This window comes from Lutibacter profundi, from assembly GCF_001543325.1.
Classification (GTDB): Bacteria; Bacteroidota; Bacteroidia; order Flavobacteriales; family Flavobacteriaceae; genus Lutibacter; species Lutibacter profundi.
Genome location: NZ_CP013355.1, coordinates 1 through 19111, shown reverse-complemented (window position 1 = coordinate 19111; position 19111 = coordinate 1). Strand labels below are relative to the sequence as shown.

Below are 19111 nucleotides of genomic sequence, written 5' to 3'. Positions count from 1 at the left end.
GAATAAATATTTATTACATGTAGCATGATAAATATCATATAAATAAAATTCATCTGTATTTAATTTAGATGTAATAATTAAGACATTCATTTAATTTAAATTACTTACATGATGAAAAAATTAACAACATATTTAGTACTACTTTTTATAACTGCAACTTTATTTAGTGGGTTTAAAAATTCAGAAAAAAAACAAGCTAACTATAGCCCAACTGAATTTGAACTTCTTGTTCAATATTTAGAAGAAAACGGTAACTTTATTAATAGTGAATTAGCTCCATCCTTAGTTACTGCAAATGAAGTTAAAAAGAACCTAAAAAATGTAAAATATCATATAATTGATATTAGAAGTGAGAGTTGGTTTGAATATGGACATTTAAAAAATGCTCATAATGTTAAGGCTTCAGAATTACTTACTTATTTTGAAAATAAAATAAATGCTAGTGATTACAGCAAAATTATTTTAATCTGTTATTCTGGTCAATCTGCAGCATATTACACAAGCCTTTTAAGATTGGCTGGCTATAATAATACTTATAGTATGAAATGGGGAATGAGTTCTTGGAGAGAAGATTTTGCCGAAAATTCTTGGGAAAAAAATATTGCAAATACTTTTGTAAACAAATTAGAAACTACAAAAAACACTAAAGCTAAAAAAGGCATTTACCCAACTCTTAATACGGGAAAAACTGATGCTAAAGAAATTCTAAAAATCAGATTAAAAAAAGCATTTGAAATACCATATAGAGAACATATCATAAAATCTGCCGAAGTTTTTAAAAATCCAACTAATTACTATATTATAAATTATTGGGATCAAGAAAAGTATAACAATGGTCATATTCCTGGAGCCATACAATACCAACCTAACTCATCTTTAGCATCTAATACATTTTTATATACACTTCCTACAAATAAAGAAATAGCAATGTATTGCTCAACTGGTCAAAATGCAGCTTATGCAGTGGCATATCTAAATTTGATAGGCTATAAAACAAGCAATATAGCTTATGGAGCTAACAGCTTTATGAATAAGATTCTTAAAGAAAAAAATTGGAATGCCTTTTCAAAAAAAGAAATTCACATGTACCCAGTAATCGAATAACTCAATCTAATTATCACAAATAATATTAAATATAAAATTATGAAAAAATTATCTTTATTTTTTATCGGTCTATTATTAATACCATCATTATTTCTTACTTCTTGTGATAGAGGTGATGACTTAATTGATAGTGAAGCTACTCCAGCATTTACGCTGATGAAAGACTATTTAGTTAGTAATAATTTAGACATTAATAATATATTAGCGGGCCCTGGTGACGCTATTAAATTTGTTGTGGGTGAACCTGCAGAAACAGATTTAAATGCTTTCTTGTCAAAATATTATATCATTGACATTAGAAGTAGTGCATCCTACGGTGACGGACATATTCAAGGAGCTAAAAATGTTGCATTTACAGATATTTTAACTGAAGCACCTAAAGCTGAAAGCAAACCAATTTTAGTAGTTTGCTATACGGGTCAAACTGCTTGTTATGCTACTGCCTTATTACGTTTATATGGTTATAGCAATACGCAGGCTCTAAAATGGGGAATGTCTGGATGGAACTCTGCAACAGCAGGACCTTGGAATAGTAATATTGGTAGCCCTGCAGCAGGAAACTCAAATTGGTCCTATTCAACAGCTCCTCCTAACCTCGTTTTTTCAGATCCTATTATAACTAGTTTTTCAACAGATGGGTCACAAATTTTAAAAGAAAGAGTTGAACAAGTAGTTGCAGACGGATTTAAAACTGTTTCTGGCGGAGATGTACTCGCATCTCCTAATAATTATTTTGTTAATAATTATTTTGGTGAAGCAGATTATAATGCTTTTGGGCATATTACTAACGCATACCGTATTAAAGAAACACTTTTACTTTCAACAAACGGTTATCAAAGTTTAGACCCTAGCTCAAATGCTAAAATTGCTACCTATTGCTATACAGGTCAAACTTCTGCAGTACTTACCGCTTATTTAAGAGTTTTAGGGTATGATGCTTATAGTATAACATTTGGTATGAACGGATTATACAACTCAAATAATGCTTGGGTATCTAACAAATGGAGTGCTTCAGTTTCAAAAAATTTACCTCTAGTTAATTAATGAATAATAAATTCAATTAAGATGAAAAATAATATATATATATTGTTTGTATTTGCACTCTTTTTTCAAGTAAATACTTATGCACAAGGCTGTGATGGAGATGATCCTGCAGCCGCAACAGATGGAACTGTTCCTACAATTAAAATTTTTGGTTACCTACAAACCCAATATGATTATACCTTTAACGATATTCATGAAAATACACTAACTTTTAAAAGAGCCCGATTTGGTATTAGAGGTAAAGTTAAAGACGATTTTTCATATTATTTTATGTTAGAAGCAAGCCCTTTTATTGGTGGAGTTGGTAGCACATATTTAATGGATGCTTTTGTTTCTTATGAAAAATATAATTGGGCTAAAATATCTGTAGGAACCTTTAAACAACCTTTTAGTTTAGAAGTAAATACTCCTTGTAACGGATTAACAACCATTAACAGATCTATTGTTGCCGATCAACTAGTAGCTCCTCAACGTGACTTTGGGTTAATTGTACTAGGTGGAAATAAATACACTAAATTTAGATATGCTGTTGCATTAATGAACGGTAGAGGTTTAAACGTTGTAGATAATAATTCAAAAAAAGATATCATTGGTAGAGCATCGTATAAACTTTTTGATTTTATGAGTATTGGAGGAAGTTTTAGGTACGGCTACCCAAATAATAATGATAATACGAGAACAAGTTATGGTGGAGAAATGGTACTAACCTTAAATAATTTAAAAATTCAAGGTGAATACATTTATGATGAAGGAGATTATAACCGTGCGGCAGGTGGTGGCTGCGGCTCAGAACCAGTTGAATTAGGCAATAAAAGAGATGGAGGGTACATTATGATTTCTTATGATACTAAATGGAAAGTACAACCCGTTTTTAAATATGAGTATTTTGATCCAAACATTGATGTGAAAAAAATTGGATATCAGGAAATGATGACTATTGGTGCTAATTACTTTGTTAATGATAAAATTAGATTTCAATTAAATTATCAAGCTCATATTGAAACCTATATAAACATAGATAATGATATACTTCTAGCTCAAATTCAAGTGAAATTCTAGCTTAATTTATTTATAAACAATCAGTTAAACAAACTCCTGATAATTGTCAGGAGTTTGTTTTTTAGTTTTTGTACTTTTGTATTAACTAAATAAAAGTAATGACAACAGACAAAACATTAATAAGAGAAAAATTAAACGATTATTATTCCGAAATTTTTGAAAAAGAACTTCTTGATGAAATTGTTAATTTTGGTATGTTTAGAGGAATGAAAAGTGGAGAAACTTTAATTGATATTGGAGACGAAATGTCTCACGTACCGTTGATTTTAAATGGAGCTGTAAAAATAATTAGAGAAGACAGTAAAGGAGATGATATTGTAGTCTATTTTTTAGAAAAAGGAGATACCTGTGCCATTTCTTTTGTAAACTGCATTTACAGTAGTAAAAGTATGTTTAGAGGTATTACTGAAAAAGAAACTGAAGCTGTGTTTGTACCTGTAGAAAAAGTTGATGATTGGCTAAAAAAATATGAAACTTGGCGTCGTTTTATTATTGACAGCTACCACGTGCGTTTAATTGAAATGGTTGAAGCTATTGATAGTTTGGCATTTATGAAGTTAGATGATAGGCTACACAAATTTTTAACTGATAAGGTTAAAATAATGAAAGATAATGTTCTAATAATAACACACCAAGAAATAGCAGACGATTTAAACACCTCTCGTGTTGTAGTTTCTCGCTTACTAAAACAACTTGAAAATGAAGGAAAAATTAAAATTCGTAGAAATAGAATTATAATCGATAAAATTTAACTTATCATATTTATATAATCTTTTTCTGAAATAATTGGAATTTTTAAACTCTCTGCTTTCAAACGTTTACTAGGTCCCATATTTTCACCTGCTATCACAAAGTTTGTTTTTTTAGATATTGAACTTGCTACTTTACCCCCATTATCTTCAATTGATTTTTTTAAATCATTCCTACTAAAATGTGAAAACACCCCAGATATAACAATTGTTTTACCAAAAAGTTTAGTGGTTTGATTCTTCAAAGTATCTTCAGAAATTATTAATTGAACACCATAGTTTTTTAATCGATCTATTATTTGAATATTTGTCAAATTATCAAAAAACCTCAAAACACTTTCTGCTATTTTATCCCCAATTTCATCAACAGCAACGAGTTCTTCAAATGACGCGTTCATCAAATTATCTATAGATTTGAAGTGTTTTGCTAATTTTTTTGCCACAGTTTCTCCAACAAACCTAATACCCAAGGCAAAAAGCACTTTTTCAAAAGGTATTTTCTTTGAATTTTCTATTCCTGCAATTATATTTTGTGCAGATTTTTCTGCCATTCTTTCCAAAGGAATAATTTGAGATTCATTTAATTCATACAAATCGGCATAATTATGAATTAAGCCTTCCTTAAATAGCAACTCAACAGTCTCTGACCCCAGCCCATCAATATTCATAGCCTTTCTACTTATAAAATGCTGAATTCTTCCAGTAATTTGAGTTGGACAACCATATTCATTTGGGCAATAATGTTTAGCATCTCCTTCAGTTCTAACTAGTTTCGTGCCACAATCCGGACAATTTGTAATGTATTTTGTTGGTTTAGATTCTAAAGATCTTTTAGTTAAATCTACTCCTACAATTTTAGGTATAATCTCGCCTCCTTTTTCTACAAAAACAGTATCACCAACCCTAATGTCTAATTTTTCAATTTGATCTGCATTGTGCAAAGAAGCTCTTTTAACAATTGTTCCTGCCAATTGTACTGGCTCTAAATTAGCAACTGGTGTTATAGCTCCTGTTCTACCAACCTGATATGTTATTTCATTTAAAATAGTACTTACTTGTTCGGCTTTAAATTTGTAAGCAATGGCCCAACGAGGCGATTTTGCTGTATAACCTAATTCTTCTTGTTGCTCTAATGAATTTACTTTTACAACAACACCATCTGTTTCATAAGGTAATTTATTACGTCTAGTATCCCAATATTTAATAAATTCAAAAACTTCATTAATTGTATTACAAACGGCAATTGTTTCTGGTATTTTAAAACCTACCTTTTTGGCTCCCATTAGCGCCTCAAAATGTGTTTCAAAGGGTAGTTCTTCAGCAATTAATTGATATAATAAACAATCTAACGGTCGTTTTGCAACTTCTGCACTATCCTGCATTTTTAAACTTCCGCTAGCTGTATTTCTAGGATTACTGAAAGGATCTTCACCTTCTTCTATCCTTTCTTCATTCATTTTATAAAACCCTTTTAAAGGCATTATAATTTCTCCTCTAATTTCAAAACTATCAATAAATTTATCATGTAAAACTAACGGTATAGATTTAATTGTTTTAACATTAGCCGTAACATCATCTCCTTGAAAACCATCACCACGAGTTTCTGCTCGTAGAAGTTTTCCATTTTCATACACTAAATTTATAGAAGCACCGTCATACTTTAATTCACATGAATATGAAATATTTTCATTATCAACCATTTTTTTTATCCTATTCTCCCAATCATTCAAATCTTCTAAAGAATATGAATTTGCCAAAGAATACATTCTGTTTTTATGAATTACGGTAGTGAAATTCTTAGTAATTTCACCTCCTACTCGTTGAGTTGGAGAATTTGGGTCAAAAAATTGAGGGTTTTCTGCTTCTAATTTTTCTAGTTCTTTTAATTTTAAATCAAACTCATAGTCAGAAATTGTGGCATTATCTAGTACATAATAATTATAATTATGCTTCCTCAATTCATCCCTAAGCAATTTTATTTTTAATTCAATATTTTCAGACATCTAAAGTTATTTCTCTTCTTTGCTAAAATAATCATATTTTTTTAATTTTTATTAATATTTTAGCTGTAGCAAATTCAAACATTTACGTGTTATTTACGTAACTTAGGTTACATTGCTAACTGATAAATATCATAAGTGAAAATATGTAACTTAAGTAACTTTACAAAGAATTTAAGAACTACGTAAAAACACTAATAGTAAACTAAATAATTAATAATGAAAAACTTACTTATTCTAGGTGCAGGAACTGCTGGCACAATGATGTTAAACAAATTACATAAAGAACTTGATAAAGAAGAGTGGAAAATAACAATAGTTGATCAATACAAAACTCATTATTATCAACCTGGCTTTTTATTCATCCCTTTTGGAATTTACAACAAACAAGATGTTACAAAACCAAAATATGATTTCTTTCCTCCTGGTGTTGATGTTATATTTAGCCCAATTGATAGAATTGCTGGTGAAGAAAATAAAGTTTACCTAGAAGGTGGTAAAGTTTTAAATTATGATTTTTTAATTGCTGCTACCGGTACACAAACTAGACCATCGGAAACAGAAGGTTTGAAAGATAAATTATGGTACAAAGATATATTTGATTTTTACACTATTGAAGGTGCCTTAGCTTTACATAAAAGATTTAAAGATTGGGAAGGTGGAAACTTAGTAATGTGTATTCCTGAACTACCTTACAAATGTCCGGTAGCCCCAATTGAATTTGTGTGTTTAGCAGAGGCTTATTTTGCTGAAAGAGGTATGAAAGACAAAGTAAATATTTCATACGTAACACTTATGTCTGGTGCTTTCACAAAACCTGTTGCCTCAAAAATGCTAGGTGATTTATTAGAAGAAAAAAATATTAAAGTAATCCCAGATTTTTATTTAAGTCATGTTGACAATGAGAATAAAAAAATTATTTCTTATGACGAACAAGAAATTCCTTTTGATATCTTAACTATTGTACCTGTAAATATGGGTTCAGACATGGTTAAACGCAGTGGACTAGGTGATGATATGAATTACATTAAAACAAACAAATTCACGCTACAATCTGATCAATTTGAAAATATATTTGTAATTGGAGATGCTGCAAACATCCCTACATCTAAAGCGGGTTCTGTAGCACATTTTGCTGGAGAAATTTTGATGGAAAATATTTTAGCTGCAATGGAAGGAAGAGCATTACCTGCCAAATTTGATGGACATGCAAATTGCTACATAGAAACAGGTCATGGAAAAGGAGCTTTAATAGATTTTAATTATGAAACAGAACCTCTTCCGGGAACATTCCCTCTACCAGGAATTGGGCCATTTGGTTTATTAAAAAACACCAAAATGAACCACTATGGTAAAATTTTATTTAGATGGATATACTGGCATATATTACTTAAAGGAAAAGAACTACCTATTGAAGCAGATATGTCAATGGCAGGAAAAAAACGTATTTAATCTAAATTATTAAAAGTATAATGGAAGATAAAAATATACAATCACAAATAAATGCACTCGACAAGAAATTGGATTTAATACTTGGTTATGTTAACCAACAAAGATTAAATGCTACTGTTGTTGAAGATTTAGTGAGTGATTTAGGAATTATAGGGAAAGATATGTATGATTCTACTGTTGTAGAATTAGACAAAAGACAAATAGAAATTGACCCTTCAGAATTAACTGATTTAGCAGTTACATTTTTAAGAAACATTGGCAATATTAAGTTGGTAATGAACACTCTTGAAATGGCAGTTGATTTAAGTAAAGAAGTTGGCCCAATTGCCAATGAAGTAATAATAGATTTTACAAAACAACTCAATACATTTGAACAAAAAGGATACTTTGCTTTCTTTAAAGAATTAGGTCCTATAATGGATAATATTGTAACTGGATTTAAACCTGAAGACTTAAGAGAATTAGCTGATAGTATAGTTTCAATTTTGTCTATTATTAAAGAAATGACACAACCTGAAGTACTTGGAACTATGGAAAATGCAATTAAAGCATTTAATAGTATGGAAACAGAAAGTGTACCTTCTTACTCAATTTGGAGAGTTCTTAAAGAAATGAATAGTCCTGAAATGAAAAAAGCTTTAGGTTATGGTATTACCTTTATGAAAAATGTATCTAAAGATGTTACTATAAAAAACGAAAAACAATAACAAATTAATAATCATTAAAATAAAAAAATCATGGCTGAAAAAACAATAGCTGGTAAACAAATTAATGTTACAGATGATGGATATCTTGAAGATATGTCACAGTGGAATGAAGACGTTGCAAAAGAAATTGCAAATGAAATTGGTATTGAATTAACCGATAAACATTTTGAAGTTTTAAATTATTTACGCGAAAAATCTGCTGCAGGTGAAGCTTTATCAATTAGAAGCGTTGGTAAATCTGGAGTTGTTGACATCAAAGGGTTGTATAAGTTATTTCCAAAAGGGCCTTTAAAATTTTCATCTAAGATAGCTGGTATTCCTAAACCAACAAGTTGTGTTTAGATTTTAAACTAACAATTTTATTATAATTTAATATTTTAAATATGGATTCACAAGAAAAAAAACCCTTAGAGAAAGTCTGTTTCATCTGTGCTAAAGGATCTTTAGAAGATGTGTACGCTACTTTAGTAATGGCTAATGGCGCCGTTATGGAAGGTATTGAAACCAAAGTATTTTTTACTTTCTTTGGTCTTGATGGGATTACAAAAAAAACGATGAATCATTTACATACTGCAACAACAGGGAATCCTGCTATGAGAATGCCTGGCGGACTTCCTTTCCCAACAATTCTTGGTGGAATCCCAGGTGTTGAAGCGGCTGTTTCTAGTATGATGAGAAAGCAAATGGAAGATTTAGATATGCCTCCCGTTGATGAGTTTTTAGAAATGATTACTGCTGGTGGTGGAGAACTTTTTGCCTGTAAATTAGCTATTGATATGTTTAAATTGAAAAAAGAAGACTTGTCTGATGAGGTTTCTGCAATTTTAACTATTGGTGAATTTTATGAAATGTGTGACGGAGACAGAACACAAATTATTTTTACATAAAATTTTTTAATTATTTAATTACTAAAAGAGAGGCTGTCTGAAAAGGCAGTCTTTTTTTTATTCAACTATTTAATCTCTTTTTCCTTGTTTCTTTATATTTACCAAATGAAATTAATAAAACACCAATAATGGTAACAAAACCTCCAATTAAAGCAATAGTTTTAGGAAACTGTCCAAAATAAAGATAGGAACCTAACAACACAAAAAGACCCTTAGTGCTAGTTATTACAGCTTTTCTAGACAGTGGTATATATTGTAACGCCAAGTAACCTGCTATAACTGTTAAAAAAGGTCCTAAAAGAGAGCCAATAAAAATATTACGTACAGCTCTTGTAGATATAACCGTAGATTCTCCTAAAACATTTAATGCAATTATAGAAAAAATTAATAAAAATAAACTTCTACTTACGGTTAATATTATTGGGTGAATTATTTTAATGTTCTTTTTTATTACAACGGCATTTACACCTCCCAAAATACTTGAATATAGTATATATTGAGCACCATTTATAAACATATCATTCATGCCTGCATTTCCCTTGTAGCTTATTACAAAAGCGCCAAACAATGCTAGTAACATTCCTATAAATTCTATAGTATTAAAACGTTCTTTTAATATGAAAAAACTAAACGTAATAACTAAAGCTGGTGATATATTTCCAATAAACGAAACAATTGTTGGATTGGGAATTGTATGAATTGCCTTAAAGAAAAAATAAGTCCCAACAACCTCAACAAGTCCTAAAAACACTAATATTAAATAGCTTTTAATAGAAAGTTCTTTTATAATTTTGTACGATTTACGATACCAAGCATACATTAAAATCCATAACAATCCAAAGCCAAACCAATAAACTCCAAATTGCTGAATACTAACTTCTGTCAATGCAGCTTTACTAAAAATATAAACATTAGAAACAGCGATTACCGAAACTAATGCTAATAAAAAACCTTTGATAGAATTTGATATTTTCATCTATCAAAGGTAGTTTTATTAAATCTCAAAAAATGCAACTATTGTTGCTATTTACTCTAATAATATGTAAATCTTCTAACCTGAGAAATATAGCGTGCTAATCTAATAACTTGATGACTGTACCCATACTCATTATCATACCAAACATATAATACGGCATTAGATCCATCTTTATTTGAAATAGTTGCATGGCTATCAAAAATTGCTGGAGCTGCTGTTCCCACAATATCAGAAGAAACCAATTCATTACTTAGTGAGTATTTAATTTGTTCAACCAAATTACCTTCTAAGGCATACTTCTTCATTACTTGATTAATAGTTTCTTCACTTGCTGAATTTTTCAAATGTAAATTCAAAATTGCCAATGAACCATTTGGTACAGGTACTCTAATTGCACTTGAAGTTAATTTACCTTCAAATGATGGTAATGCTTTTGAAACCGCTTTTCCTGCACCCGTTTCTGTAATCACCATATTTAATGCTGCTGCTCTACCCCTTCTGTACTTTTTATGCATATTATCTACCAAATTTTGATCATTTGTATATGCGTGTATTGTTTCTAAATGACCATTTATTACCCCAAAATTATCTTCAATTATCTTTAAAACTGGAGTAATTGCATTAGTTGTACAAGAAGCTGCTGAAAAAATATCAATTTCTTCAGGGTTATATTCTTTATGATTAACACCATGAACAATATTTGGAATTCCTTTTCCTGGAGCCGTTAATAATACTTTTGAAGCCCCTTTTGCTTGTATATGTTTACTTAAAGATTCTTTATCTCTAAAAGCACCTGTATTATCTATAACCAATGCATCAAAAATTCCATAAGAAGTATAATCTATTTCCTCAGGAGTATTTGCAGAGATTACGTGAACAGTAGTTCCGTTAATAATCAATACTTTTTTATCAAAATTTACACTAACGGTACCATGAAAATCTCCATGTACAGAATCATTTCTTAACAGTGCTGCTCTTTTTTCTAAAATAGCTTCTGTAATTTCTCCACGGGTAACAATAGCTCTTAATCGCATTAAATTGCCTTTTCCTGTACGGGTCATCAATTCACGAGCCAATAAACGTCCAATCCTTCCAAACCCATAAAGTACTATATCTTTAGGTATTATCTCAATAGTATTATTTGCGTCTTTTAAACGCTCTTTAACAAAAATTTTATATGATTGCTCATTTCCGTCTGAATGAAATTCATATACTAGCTTACCAATATCTATTATTGAGGGAGGTAATTGTTGCTTTTTAATTTCACGTGCAATTTCTACAGCATCAAAAATTGAAATTGGTTTTTCAACAAAATCACTTGCATACTCAAAAAGGTTAAGTATTTCACTAACATTTTGGTCTATTAATTGATTTCTAAATAAAACTAATTCAACGGTATCATCGTACCATAAATCACTAATTATCCTAATTAATTCAACTGTTGCCCTTCGTCTATTTGTTTGAAAAGCAAGTTCTTTTTCGTAAAGTTCGTTAAATGACATTTTAGAGTTGTGTTGTTTAGTATTTTGCAAAAGTACCAATTTCAAACGTTTTCGCAATGGTTTTTAAAACAAAAAAATCCTTCCAAAAGTGAAAGGATTTTTAAAAACTTAATTACTAATTTTATCTAAAAATATAACGTTCTAATTCTCCATTTAAGTTTAGCATTTCTATTCTTAATACTTCTCCATTTTGTCTGTTTTCAATTAAATCGCTTACTTCATCAACCGAGGTTACGTTTTCATCATTAATAGAAATAATTATATATCCTTTTTTAACTCCATAGTGAGCTAATTCTCTATTAGAAATAGCTTCAATTTTAACTCCATTCAAAATATTGAGTTTCTTCAATTCACTTTTATCTAAATTCTTTAATGTCAATCCTAACGTTGAAATAGCTGCTTTTACATTTTTAGTTAAACTTACATTTACTGTTTTTTCAACTCCATCTCTTAAAAACGTTACTGCCACAACATCATTTGGTCTTTTTGCTCTCAGAAAACCTTTTAAATCAGCAAATGTAGAAATTTTAACATTATCCAATCTAATAATTATATCTCTTGCCTTTAAGCCTGCTTTTTTTGCTCCCGAATTATCAGCTACTCCAGAAATATAATACCCTTCAGTATAATTAATATCTAAATCTTTGGCAGCCTCATTATTCAATTCCCCTCCAAATACACCTAACATTGCCTTTTGTACATTTCCATATTCCATAATGTCTTCAACTACTTTTTTAGCAATGTTAGAAGGTACTGCAAAAGAATACCCAATAAATGAACCTGTTCTTGATGAAATAGCAGTATTAATACCAATAAGTTCTCCTCTAATATTAACTAAAGCTCCTCCGCTATTTCCTGGATTTACAGCGGCATCGGTTTGTATAAAGGAATCAATATTTTTATTCCCATCTAAATCACGCCCTTTAGCACTCACAATACCTGCTGTTACTGTTGATGTTAAATTATAAGGATTACCAACTGCCAATACCCATTCACCTACTTTTAAATTATTTGAATCTCCAAAAGTAATATATGGTAAATTTTTAGCCTCTACTTTAAGCAATGCAATATCATTCATTGGGTCTGTCCCAATTAATTTTGCTTTGTATACTTTTTTGTTATTCAAAGTAACTTCAATATCTGTTGCATTTTTAATCACATGATTATTGGTAACAATATACCCGTCAGATGAAATAATAACACCACTTCCCATACCTATTTGAGAATATTTTTTTATACCATTTCCTTGACCATAGAAAAACTCTGCATACGGATCAAGAATAGTTTTAAAAGACGTGTTTTTAACATGTACTACTGAATTTAAAGATTTTTCAGCAGCTATAGTAAAATCTGTATTTTCAATTGAAGCTGAAATAGCACTTGTAAAATTAGTTGGCACAGTTGTTAATAAAGGTTTTTCTGGTTTTTCTATAACAATTTGTGGTTTTTCAACAAATAATTTATACGTCCCTAAAGTAAAAACACCTCCAATGGCCGAAAATAAAATGATTGTTAAAATTCTTTTCATAATTAAATCTCTTTTAAATTATTACTCAAAATTACTACTTAATTACATTTAAAAAAATGGTTTAACTATTTGTTAACGGTGTTTTAACTCATTTTAACATTTCTAATTTCTTATAATTTATTCTACCAATAACTTCGCCGAATTTATTACATTTGCAGCAATGGAACTTCTTTTTTCTAAATATCAAGGTGCAGGAAACGATTTTATTATTATTGATAATAGAAGCAATAGTTTTCCCAAAAACAACATTGAAATTATTCGCAAATTATGTGATAGGCGTTTTGGTGTTGGTGCTGACGGGTTAATTTTATTAGAGAATTCAACAAAAAATGATTTTACCATGGTATATTATAATGCTGATGGTAACGAAAGTACAATGTGCGGAAATGGAGGCAGATGCATAGTTGCTTTTGCTAAACACTTAGACATTATCGGTGATAAAACTATTTTTGATGCAATAGATGGAAAACATGTTGCCACCATTAAAGAAGATATGGTACGTTTACAAATGATAGATATTGATAAAATTGATTTATTTGAAAATCATACATTTTTAAATACAGGCTCTCCACATCACATTAGTTTTGATAGTAATATTGACAAACTAGACATAAAAAAATTAGGTAAAAAAATTAGATATGGTGCTCCTTATTTTGAAGAAGGAACAAATGTAAATTTTGTTGAACAAATCTCAGATAATTCTTTTAAAATTAGAACCTATGAACGTGGTGTTGAAAATGAAACTTTAGCCTGCGGAACAGGTGCAACCGCCGTTGCAATTGCAGCAAATAAATTAAATAAAACAACGTTAAACACCGTAAAAATTGAGGTTTTAGGAGGAAGTTTAGAAGTTTCATTTAAAAAAGCAGGAGATCAATACAAAAATGTATTTTTAAAAGGCCCTGCTCAATTAGTTTTCAAAGGAAATATTTCAATTTAATGGCTACTTTAATTGGTGAAAATATTAACCTACGTGCTTTAGAACCTGAAGATTTAGATTTTTTATTTTCTACTGAAAATAATCAAGATTTTTGGAAGGTTAGCGGTACGCAGTTACCATATTCAAAATACATATTAAAAAAATACATTAAAAACTCACATCAAGATATTTATGAAGCAAAACAATACCGATTTGTAATTTGCACTAAAATAGATACCCCAATTGGTATTATTGATTTGTTTGACTTTAATCCACAACACAAACGAGTTGGAGTTGGCATTTTGTTGCTTCCAAAATACCAGCGCAAAGGCCTCGGGTCTGAAGCCTTAAAAGCAATCATAGACTACGCTTTTACCTATTTAGATGTACATCAAATATTTGCAAATGTCACTACCAACAATTTAAATAGTATTTCTCTTTTTGAAAAATTTAAATTTCAAAAATCAGGAATTAGAAAAGATTGGGTTTATTCGGATAATACTTTTAAAGATGAAATTTTATATCAGTTAATCAAAAACACCAATGAACCTTAAGAAACTCTTTTTTCTAATTTTTAGTTTACTAATAATAATTGGCGGTGTATTAGGCTTTAACATTTACAGTAGAATATATACAGCTAACACTACAAAAGAAGGTTATCTATACATTCCAACAAATAGTAACTTTAACGAAGTTAAAAGCTTAGTTCGCCCATTTTTAAAAAGAGTAAAACCATTTATTTGGGTTGCAAAGAAGAAGAAGTATCCAAACGCTGTTAAACCGGGTAAATATCTCATTTCAAAAGGAATGAATAACAATCAATTGGTTAATTTGTTACGTAGTGGTAAACAAACATTTGTTAAACTCACATTTAACAATCAAGACAGCTTTAAACAACTTGCCGGAAGAGTTGCACAACAAATTGAAGCTGATTCAATTTCTCTTTTAAATGCATTCAATGATGATGTTTTTCTAAAAGAGAATGGATTTAACAAAAACAATGCAATTAGTATGTATATTCCAAATACATATGAGTTTTACTGGGATACTTCTGCCAAAGAATTTAGAAATAGGATGCTTAAAGAATATCATAAATTTTGGAATATTTCACGAATTAAAAAGGCGAAAGAATTGGGGTTGACAAAAAATGAAGTTATAACACTTGCTTCAATTGTTCAAAAAGAAACTGCAATAGTTAGTGAAAGACCCATGGTAGCAAAACTCTATTTAAACAGATTACGAGATAAATGGCCCTTACAAGCTGACCCTACCATTATTTTTGCTTTAAAAGAAAAATTGGGAAGTGCTATAATTATAAAAAGGGTACTTACAAAAGATTTAGAAATAAATTCTCCATATAATACTTATAAAAATATAGGCTTACCTCCAGGCCCAATTGCAATGCCAGATATATCATCCATTGACGCTGTTTTAAATCCTGCAAACCATCAATATTATTATATGTGCGCAAGTATTAACACTATAGGTAAACACGAATTTGCAAAAACTTTAAGCCAACACAATAGAAATGCTACTAAATATCAATCTTGGCTTAATAAACAAGGTGTAAACAGATAAGCTCCCTACCTCATTCCTACCTAAGACTATTTAATAATCCATAAATACCTCAACACTAATAGTTGTTATTTTTAATTTTTATTAACAAAAATAACTATTTGTTAACAATTTGTTAATTTTAAAATTAAATTTGTATTTTTAGTGTTAATAAAAAAATATACTTTACATTTGCACCCGGAAATTTAGAAGGTAATTTAAACCTGTAAATTATGAAAAAAGTAACAGTATTTTTTAGTTTACTATTATTAGGAATCGTTATTTCAAGTTTTTCCAAGGATAAAAAGGTTAGCAACACCACCTACTCTTTCTCTAAAGAAACAAGCTCAGTTCCAACTGAAAAAGAAAGTTTCTCTAAAAATTTTAATATTCCTTTTGTAGGGAATTCATTCAACGGTTTTAAAGAAGCTGTTGCCTTTAAAGAATCTCAAGGAAATTATAATGAGGTAAATACTCTTGGTTATTTAGGAAAATATCAATTTGGAAAATCTACTTTAAAAAGATTTAAAATATACAACACGCAATATTTTTTAAAAACTCCCAAACTACAGGAAGAAGCCTTTATTGCTCTTTGCTCTGTAAATAAGTGGATTTTAAGAAAAGATATTAAAAGGAGTATTGGAAAAGAAATAAACGGTATTAAAGTTACAGAATCTGGTATTCTTGCCGCAGCCCACCTTGCAGGTGCTGGAAATGTAAAAAAATACCTTAGGAGTAATGGGAAATCTAGATTTAAAGATGCATACGGATCTTCCGTTCAAAATTACTTACAACAATTCTCAGGTTATGATACTTCATTTATAGAAGCTAACAAAAAACCTGTATTATAGTTTAATTCATTTTAACTAGATAAAAGAATAAAGAAGGAGGCTGTCTGAAAAGTAATTATACTTGTCATTTTGAACAAAGTGAAAAATCTCAACATCTTGATATGTAAGTGTTTAATTTCAAGGAGATTCTTCATTTACATTCAGAATGACACTTTTTAGACAGCCTCCTTCTTTATTCTTTATGAATTATAAATATTGTTGGTCTTTTATGCAAATTTGGATGTTCTTTTTTCCAATCTTTAATCTCTAAAGTTCTAATATATTCTGTTTGAAGTGTAATATCACACGCTATACAAAGTTTAGCCGTAGGAGTTAAAGTACTTTTTAAATCTGCAAGCATTTTTTCATTTCTGTAAGGGGTTTCAATAAATATCTGAGATTGATTTTTTTCTTTAGATAATCTTTCTAAATATTTAATTGCTACTTTTCTTTCAGAAGTGCTTATAGGAAGATAGCCATTAAATGCGAAATTTTGACCGTTAAAACCTGAAGCCATCATTGCTAAAACAATTGAAGATGGTCCTACTAACGGAATTACCTTTATTCCTTTTTCGTGTGCCAGTTTAACTATCTCAGCACCAGGATCTGCAATAGCAGGAACACCCGCTTCAGATAACAAACCAATTGAAATACCTTGTAAACAAACATCTAAATAAGTTCTAACTTCTAATTGATCGGCATATTTATCTAATTTAAAAAGAGTTAATGATGGTTGTGATTTTCTAGGTGCAATTTGTTTTATAAATCTACGAGCTGATTTTTCATTTTCAACTATAAAAAAATCCAATTCTTCAATTCTTTTTTTAACAGATAGAGGTAAAACTTCAAGAGGTTCATTATCTCCTAAAGTTGTTGGAATCAAATATAAATTTCCATTTTTACTATCCATTTGAATTTATTTTTTCAGCTATTACCTCACAAGCTTCATTCAACATTCTATATACATTTCTAAAGCCATAACTACCTCCATTGTATGGATCAGGAACATCTAAGTTTTCATCAGGGAATACTTCATTTAAAATAAACTTTACTTTTTCCTTATCATTTTCATTCCTAGCCAACGCAATTACATTCTCATAATTTAAATTATCCATCACATAAATAACATCAAAATTATCAAAGTCTTTTACCGAAAATGCTCTGGCTTTTTGGTCTGTTATATCAATTCCATTTAATTTGGCTACATCGATGGATCTTTTATCTGGCAATTTACCAATATGATACGAACCTGTTCCTGCTGAATCAACTAATATTTTAAAATTATAAATTTTTGATTTTAAAATACCTTCTGCCAATGGCGAACGACAAATGTTCCCTAGGCAAACCATTAATATTTTAGTCATTTCTATTTTTAAAAAGTAAGTTTCTTTGTTAAATCATCAACATATCTTCGAAATTGCTTATCTGTTTCTGTTAAATTATCAACAGTTTTACAAGCATGAAGTACCGTTGCATGGTCTCTTTTCCCTATTTGAGAACCTATACTTGCCAAGGAAGCTTTGGTCATTCTTTTAGCAAAATACATAGCCAATTGACGAGCTTGCACTATATGGCGCTTACGTGTTTTAGATTGTAAAGTGGCTACATCCAATTCAAAATAATTAGAAACTATTTTTTGGATATAATCTATTGAAACTTCTCGTTTCGTATTTTTTACAAATTTATCTACAATTTGTTTTGTTAAAGCTAATGTAAATTCTTTTCTGTTGAATGAAGCCTGAGCAATCATAGAGATTAAAACACCTTCCAACTCTCTAACATTAGATTTTATATATTTTGCAATATATTCAACTATTTCTTCTGGCATTTCAACACCATCTCTATATAATTTATTTTGTAAAATTAAGACTCTTGTTTCATAATCTGGGACTTGAAGTTCAGCTGACAACCCCCACTTAAATCTAGAAAGTAAACGTTGTTCAATATCTTGCATATCAACAGGAGCTTTATCCGATGTTAAGATAACCTGCTTCCCATTTTGATGTAAATGATTGAAAATATGGAAAAACACATCCTGCGTACCTGTTTTCCCAGATAGGAATTGAACATCATCAATAATTAATACATCTATCATTTGATAAAAGTGAATAAAATCATTTCTCGTGTTCCCTTTTACAGAATCTATGTATTGTTGTGTAAACTTTTCTGATGAAATATACAAAACAGTTTTATCAGGATATTTGTCTTTAATTTGAACTCCAATAGCATGTGCTAGGTGTGTTTTACCCAAACCTACACCTCCATAAATTAACAACGGATTAAATGACGTACCACCCGGTTTATTTGCAACTGCCATACTAGCTGACCGAGCTAACCTGTTTGAGTCACCTTCAATAAAACTTTCAAAATTGTAGTTAGGATTTAATTGAGATTCTATTTTAACTTTTTGTATACCCGGTATTACAAATGGGTTTTTTAATTCACGCTTATTAAAATCTAAAGGAACTGTAATTCCTTGTGCATTTATTGGATTTCTATTTGAACTTGGAATTTTTAAAGTATGCTGCTTAGAGCTACTGTAATTATTTTCCATTCTAACATCATAAATTAACTTCGCATCTTCCCCTAATTGCTTTACCAACGCAACTCTTAATAATTTAATATAATGTTCTTCAAGCCATTCATAAAAAAACTTACTTGGCACTTGAATTGTAAGTGCCTCACCAGATAATTTCATTGGTTTAATAGGTTCAAACCAAGTCTTATATGCTTGTTGTTTAATATTATCCTCTATAAAAGATAAACATTCCCCCCAAACTGATGATGCAGTTTTAGTCAT

The 19111-nt window shown here is 29.8% G+C and carries 19 protein-coding genes; 12 read left to right on the top strand and 7 right to left on the bottom strand.

The window, feature by feature from the left end; translation table 11 throughout:
- Nucleotides 1-108: 108 nt before the first annotated feature.
- From Lupro_RS00095 to Lupro_RS00080, 4 genes are all read left to right on the top strand, one after another.
- Nucleotides 109-1104: a rhodanese-like domain-containing protein gene (locus tag Lupro_RS00095; RefSeq protein ID WP_082703828.1), complete on the top strand. Its 996-nt coding sequence runs from the start codon at nucleotides 109-111 to the stop codon at nucleotides 1102-1104.
- A 39-nt stretch (nucleotides 1105-1143) separates the two neighbouring features.
- A complete protein-coding gene (locus tag Lupro_RS00090; RefSeq protein WP_068205477.1) occupies nucleotides 1144-2148 on the top strand; it encodes a rhodanese-like domain-containing protein in 1005 nt (334 codons plus the stop codon).
- A gap of 21 nt (nucleotides 2149-2169) precedes the next feature.
- Nucleotides 2170-3207, top strand: coding sequence for a porin (locus Lupro_RS00085; protein ID WP_068205476.1), 1038 nt, complete (start codon nucleotides 2170-2172; stop codon nucleotides 3205-3207).
- Nucleotides 3208-3305: 98 nt separating this feature from the next.
- Complete coding sequence (locus Lupro_RS00080; protein WP_099092381.1) at nucleotides 3306-3959, top strand: Crp/Fnr family transcriptional regulator; 654 nt, start codon at nucleotides 3306-3308, stop codon at nucleotides 3957-3959.
- Here Lupro_RS00080 and ligA read toward each other — a convergent pair.
- A complete protein-coding gene (gene ligA / locus Lupro_RS00075) occupies nucleotides 3956-5959 on the bottom strand; it encodes an NAD-dependent DNA ligase LigA (protein WP_068205475.1) in 2004 nt (667 codons plus the stop codon). The two genes, Lupro_RS00080 and ligA, sit on opposite strands and share 4 nt — an antisense overlap.
- Nucleotides 5960-6175: 216 nt before the next feature.
- Between ligA and sqr the strand changes: the two genes are divergently transcribed.
- Genes sqr through Lupro_RS00055 form a run of 4 tightly spaced genes read left to right on the top strand, consistent with a single transcriptional unit; the run spans nucleotide 6176 to nucleotide 9002 of the window.
- A complete protein-coding gene (gene sqr, locus Lupro_RS00070; protein WP_068205474.1) occupies nucleotides 6176-7408 on the top strand; it encodes a type III sulfide quinone reductase, selenoprotein subtype in 1233 nt (410 codons plus the stop codon).
- 20 nt (nucleotides 7409-7428) lie between these two features.
- A complete protein-coding gene (locus Lupro_RS00065; RefSeq protein WP_068205473.1) occupies nucleotides 7429-8115 on the top strand; it encodes a helical membrane plugin domain-containing protein in 687 nt (228 codons plus the stop codon).
- A 30-nt stretch (nucleotides 8116-8145) separates the two neighbouring features.
- A complete protein-coding gene (locus Lupro_RS00060; protein ID WP_068205471.1) occupies nucleotides 8146-8457 on the top strand; it encodes a TusE/DsrC/DsvC family sulfur relay protein in 312 nt (103 codons plus the stop codon).
- A gap of 41 nt (nucleotides 8458-8498) precedes the next feature.
- Entirely contained in the window at nucleotides 8499-9002 is a 504-nt protein-coding gene (locus Lupro_RS00055; RefSeq protein ID WP_068205470.1) for a DsrE/DsrF/DrsH-like family protein, read from the top strand.
- Between the two features lie 61 nt (nucleotides 9003-9063).
- Here the strand turns inward: Lupro_RS00055 and Lupro_RS00050 are convergent, their stop codons facing one another.
- The 3 genes from Lupro_RS00050 to Lupro_RS00040 form a co-directional block, all read right to left on the bottom strand.
- On the bottom strand, nucleotides 9064-9978 hold the full coding sequence (locus Lupro_RS00050; protein ID WP_068205468.1) for a DMT family transporter: 915 nt from the start codon (nucleotides 9976-9978) through the stop codon (nucleotides 9064-9066).
- Nucleotides 9979-10034: 56 nt separating this feature from the next.
- The gene (locus Lupro_RS00045; RefSeq protein WP_068205466.1) at nucleotides 10035-11480 is read right to left on the bottom strand and encodes a glyceraldehyde-3-phosphate dehydrogenase; all 1446 of its coding nucleotides are present in this window, start codon (nucleotides 11478-11480) and stop codon (nucleotides 10035-10037) included.
- A gap of 121 nt (nucleotides 11481-11601) precedes the next feature.
- On the bottom strand, nucleotides 11602-13008 hold the full coding sequence (locus Lupro_RS00040) for a Do family serine endopeptidase (RefSeq protein WP_068205465.1): 1407 nt from the start codon (nucleotides 13006-13008) through the stop codon (nucleotides 11602-11604).
- A gap of 160 nt (nucleotides 13009-13168) precedes the next feature.
- On the opposite strand from Lupro_RS00040, the gene dapF reads away from it, so the two are divergent.
- From dapF to Lupro_RS00020, 4 genes are all read left to right on the top strand, one after another.
- The gene (gene dapF / locus Lupro_RS00035) at nucleotides 13169-13948 is read left to right on the top strand and encodes a diaminopimelate epimerase (protein WP_068205463.1); all 780 of its coding nucleotides are present in this window, start codon (nucleotides 13169-13171) and stop codon (nucleotides 13946-13948) included.
- The gene (locus Lupro_RS00030; protein ID WP_068205461.1) at nucleotides 13948-14481 is read left to right on the top strand and encodes a GNAT family N-acetyltransferase; all 534 of its coding nucleotides are present in this window, start codon (nucleotides 13948-13950) and stop codon (nucleotides 14479-14481) included. Before dapF ends, Lupro_RS00030 begins: the two co-directional genes overlap by 1 nt.
- Nucleotides 14471-15505: an endolytic transglycosylase MltG gene (gene mltG / locus Lupro_RS00025; RefSeq protein ID WP_068205459.1), complete on the top strand. Its 1035-nt coding sequence runs from the start codon at nucleotides 14471-14473 to the stop codon at nucleotides 15503-15505. Before Lupro_RS00030 ends, mltG begins: the two co-directional genes overlap by 11 nt.
- Before the next feature lie 209 nt (nucleotides 15506-15714).
- A complete protein-coding gene (locus tag Lupro_RS00020) occupies nucleotides 15715-16332 on the top strand; it encodes a peptidoglycan-binding protein LysM (protein WP_068205457.1) in 618 nt (205 codons plus the stop codon).
- Between the two features lie 172 nt (nucleotides 16333-16504).
- On the opposite strand, the gene Lupro_RS00015 is transcribed toward Lupro_RS00020, so the two are convergent.
- Genes Lupro_RS00015 through dnaA form a run of 3 tightly spaced genes read right to left on the bottom strand, consistent with a single transcriptional unit; the run spans nucleotide 16505 to nucleotide 19111 of the window.
- Entirely contained in the window at nucleotides 16505-17221 is a 717-nt protein-coding gene (locus Lupro_RS00015) for an SAM-dependent methyltransferase (RefSeq protein WP_068205455.1), read from the bottom strand.
- Complete coding sequence (locus tag Lupro_RS00010) at nucleotides 17214-17675, bottom strand: low molecular weight protein-tyrosine-phosphatase (RefSeq protein ID WP_068205453.1); 462 nt, start codon at nucleotides 17673-17675, stop codon at nucleotides 17214-17216. Before Lupro_RS00010 ends, Lupro_RS00015 begins: the two co-directional genes overlap by 8 nt.
- A gap of 8 nt (nucleotides 17676-17683) precedes the next feature.
- Nucleotides 17684-19111 carry a chromosomal replication initiator protein DnaA gene (gene dnaA / locus Lupro_RS00005; RefSeq protein ID WP_068205452.1) on the bottom strand — a complete coding sequence of 476 codons (1428 nt, stop codon included), beginning with the start codon at nucleotides 19109-19111 and terminating at the stop codon, nucleotides 17684-17686.

Coding starts and splice junctions, on each gene's coding strand:
- Lupro_RS00010 (WP_068205453.1), bottom strand. CDS start 17,675: ATGACTAAAATATTAATGGTTTGCCTAGGGAACATTTGTCGTTCGCCA.
- Lupro_RS00095 (WP_082703828.1), top strand. CDS start 109: ATGATGAAAAAATTAACAACATATTTAGTACTACTTTTTATAACTGCA.
- ligA (WP_068205475.1), bottom strand. CDS start 5,959: ATGTCTGAAAATATTGAATTAAAAATAAAATTGCTTAGGGATGAATTG.
- Lupro_RS00065 (WP_068205473.1), top strand. CDS start 7,429: ATGGAAGATAAAAATATACAATCACAAATAAATGCACTCGACAAGAAA.
- Lupro_RS00030 (WP_068205461.1), top strand. CDS start 13,948: ATGGCTACTTTAATTGGTGAAAATATTAACCTACGTGCTTTAGAACCT.
- dapF (WP_068205463.1), top strand. CDS start 13,169: ATGGAACTTCTTTTTTCTAAATATCAAGGTGCAGGAAACGATTTTATT.
- Lupro_RS00085 (WP_068205476.1), top strand. CDS start 2,170: ATGAAAAATAATATATATATATTGTTTGTATTTGCACTCTTTTTTCAA.
- Lupro_RS00060 (WP_068205471.1), top strand. CDS start 8,146: ATGGCTGAAAAAACAATAGCTGGTAAACAAATTAATGTTACAGATGAT.
- Lupro_RS00080 (WP_099092381.1), top strand. CDS start 3,306: ATGACAACAGACAAAACATTAATAAGAGAAAAATTAAACGATTATTAT.
- Lupro_RS00015 (WP_068205455.1), bottom strand. CDS start 17,221: ATGGATAGTAAAAATGGAAATTTATATTTGATTCCAACAACTTTAGGA.
- Lupro_RS00050 (WP_068205468.1), bottom strand. CDS start 9,978: ATGAAAATATCAAATTCTATCAAAGGTTTTTTATTAGCATTAGTTTCG.
- Lupro_RS00045 (WP_068205466.1), bottom strand. CDS start 11,480: ATGTCATTTAACGAACTTTACGAAAAAGAACTTGCTTTTCAAACAAAT.
- Lupro_RS00020 (WP_068205457.1), top strand. CDS start 15,715: ATGAAAAAAGTAACAGTATTTTTTAGTTTACTATTATTAGGAATCGTT.
- Lupro_RS00055 (WP_068205470.1), top strand. CDS start 8,499: ATGGATTCACAAGAAAAAAAACCCTTAGAGAAAGTCTGTTTCATCTGT.
- sqr (WP_068205474.1), top strand. CDS start 6,176: ATGAAAAACTTACTTATTCTAGGTGCAGGAACTGCTGGCACAATGATG.
- dnaA (WP_068205452.1), bottom strand. CDS start 19,111: ATGACTAAAACTGCATCATCAGTTTGGGGGGAATGTTTATCTTTTATA.
- Lupro_RS00090 (WP_068205477.1), top strand. CDS start 1,144: ATGAAAAAATTATCTTTATTTTTTATCGGTCTATTATTAATACCATCA.
- mltG (WP_068205459.1), top strand. CDS start 14,471: ATGAACCTTAAGAAACTCTTTTTTCTAATTTTTAGTTTACTAATAATA.
- Lupro_RS00040 (WP_068205465.1), bottom strand. CDS start 13,008: ATGAAAAGAATTTTAACAATCATTTTATTTTCGGCCATTGGAGGTGTT.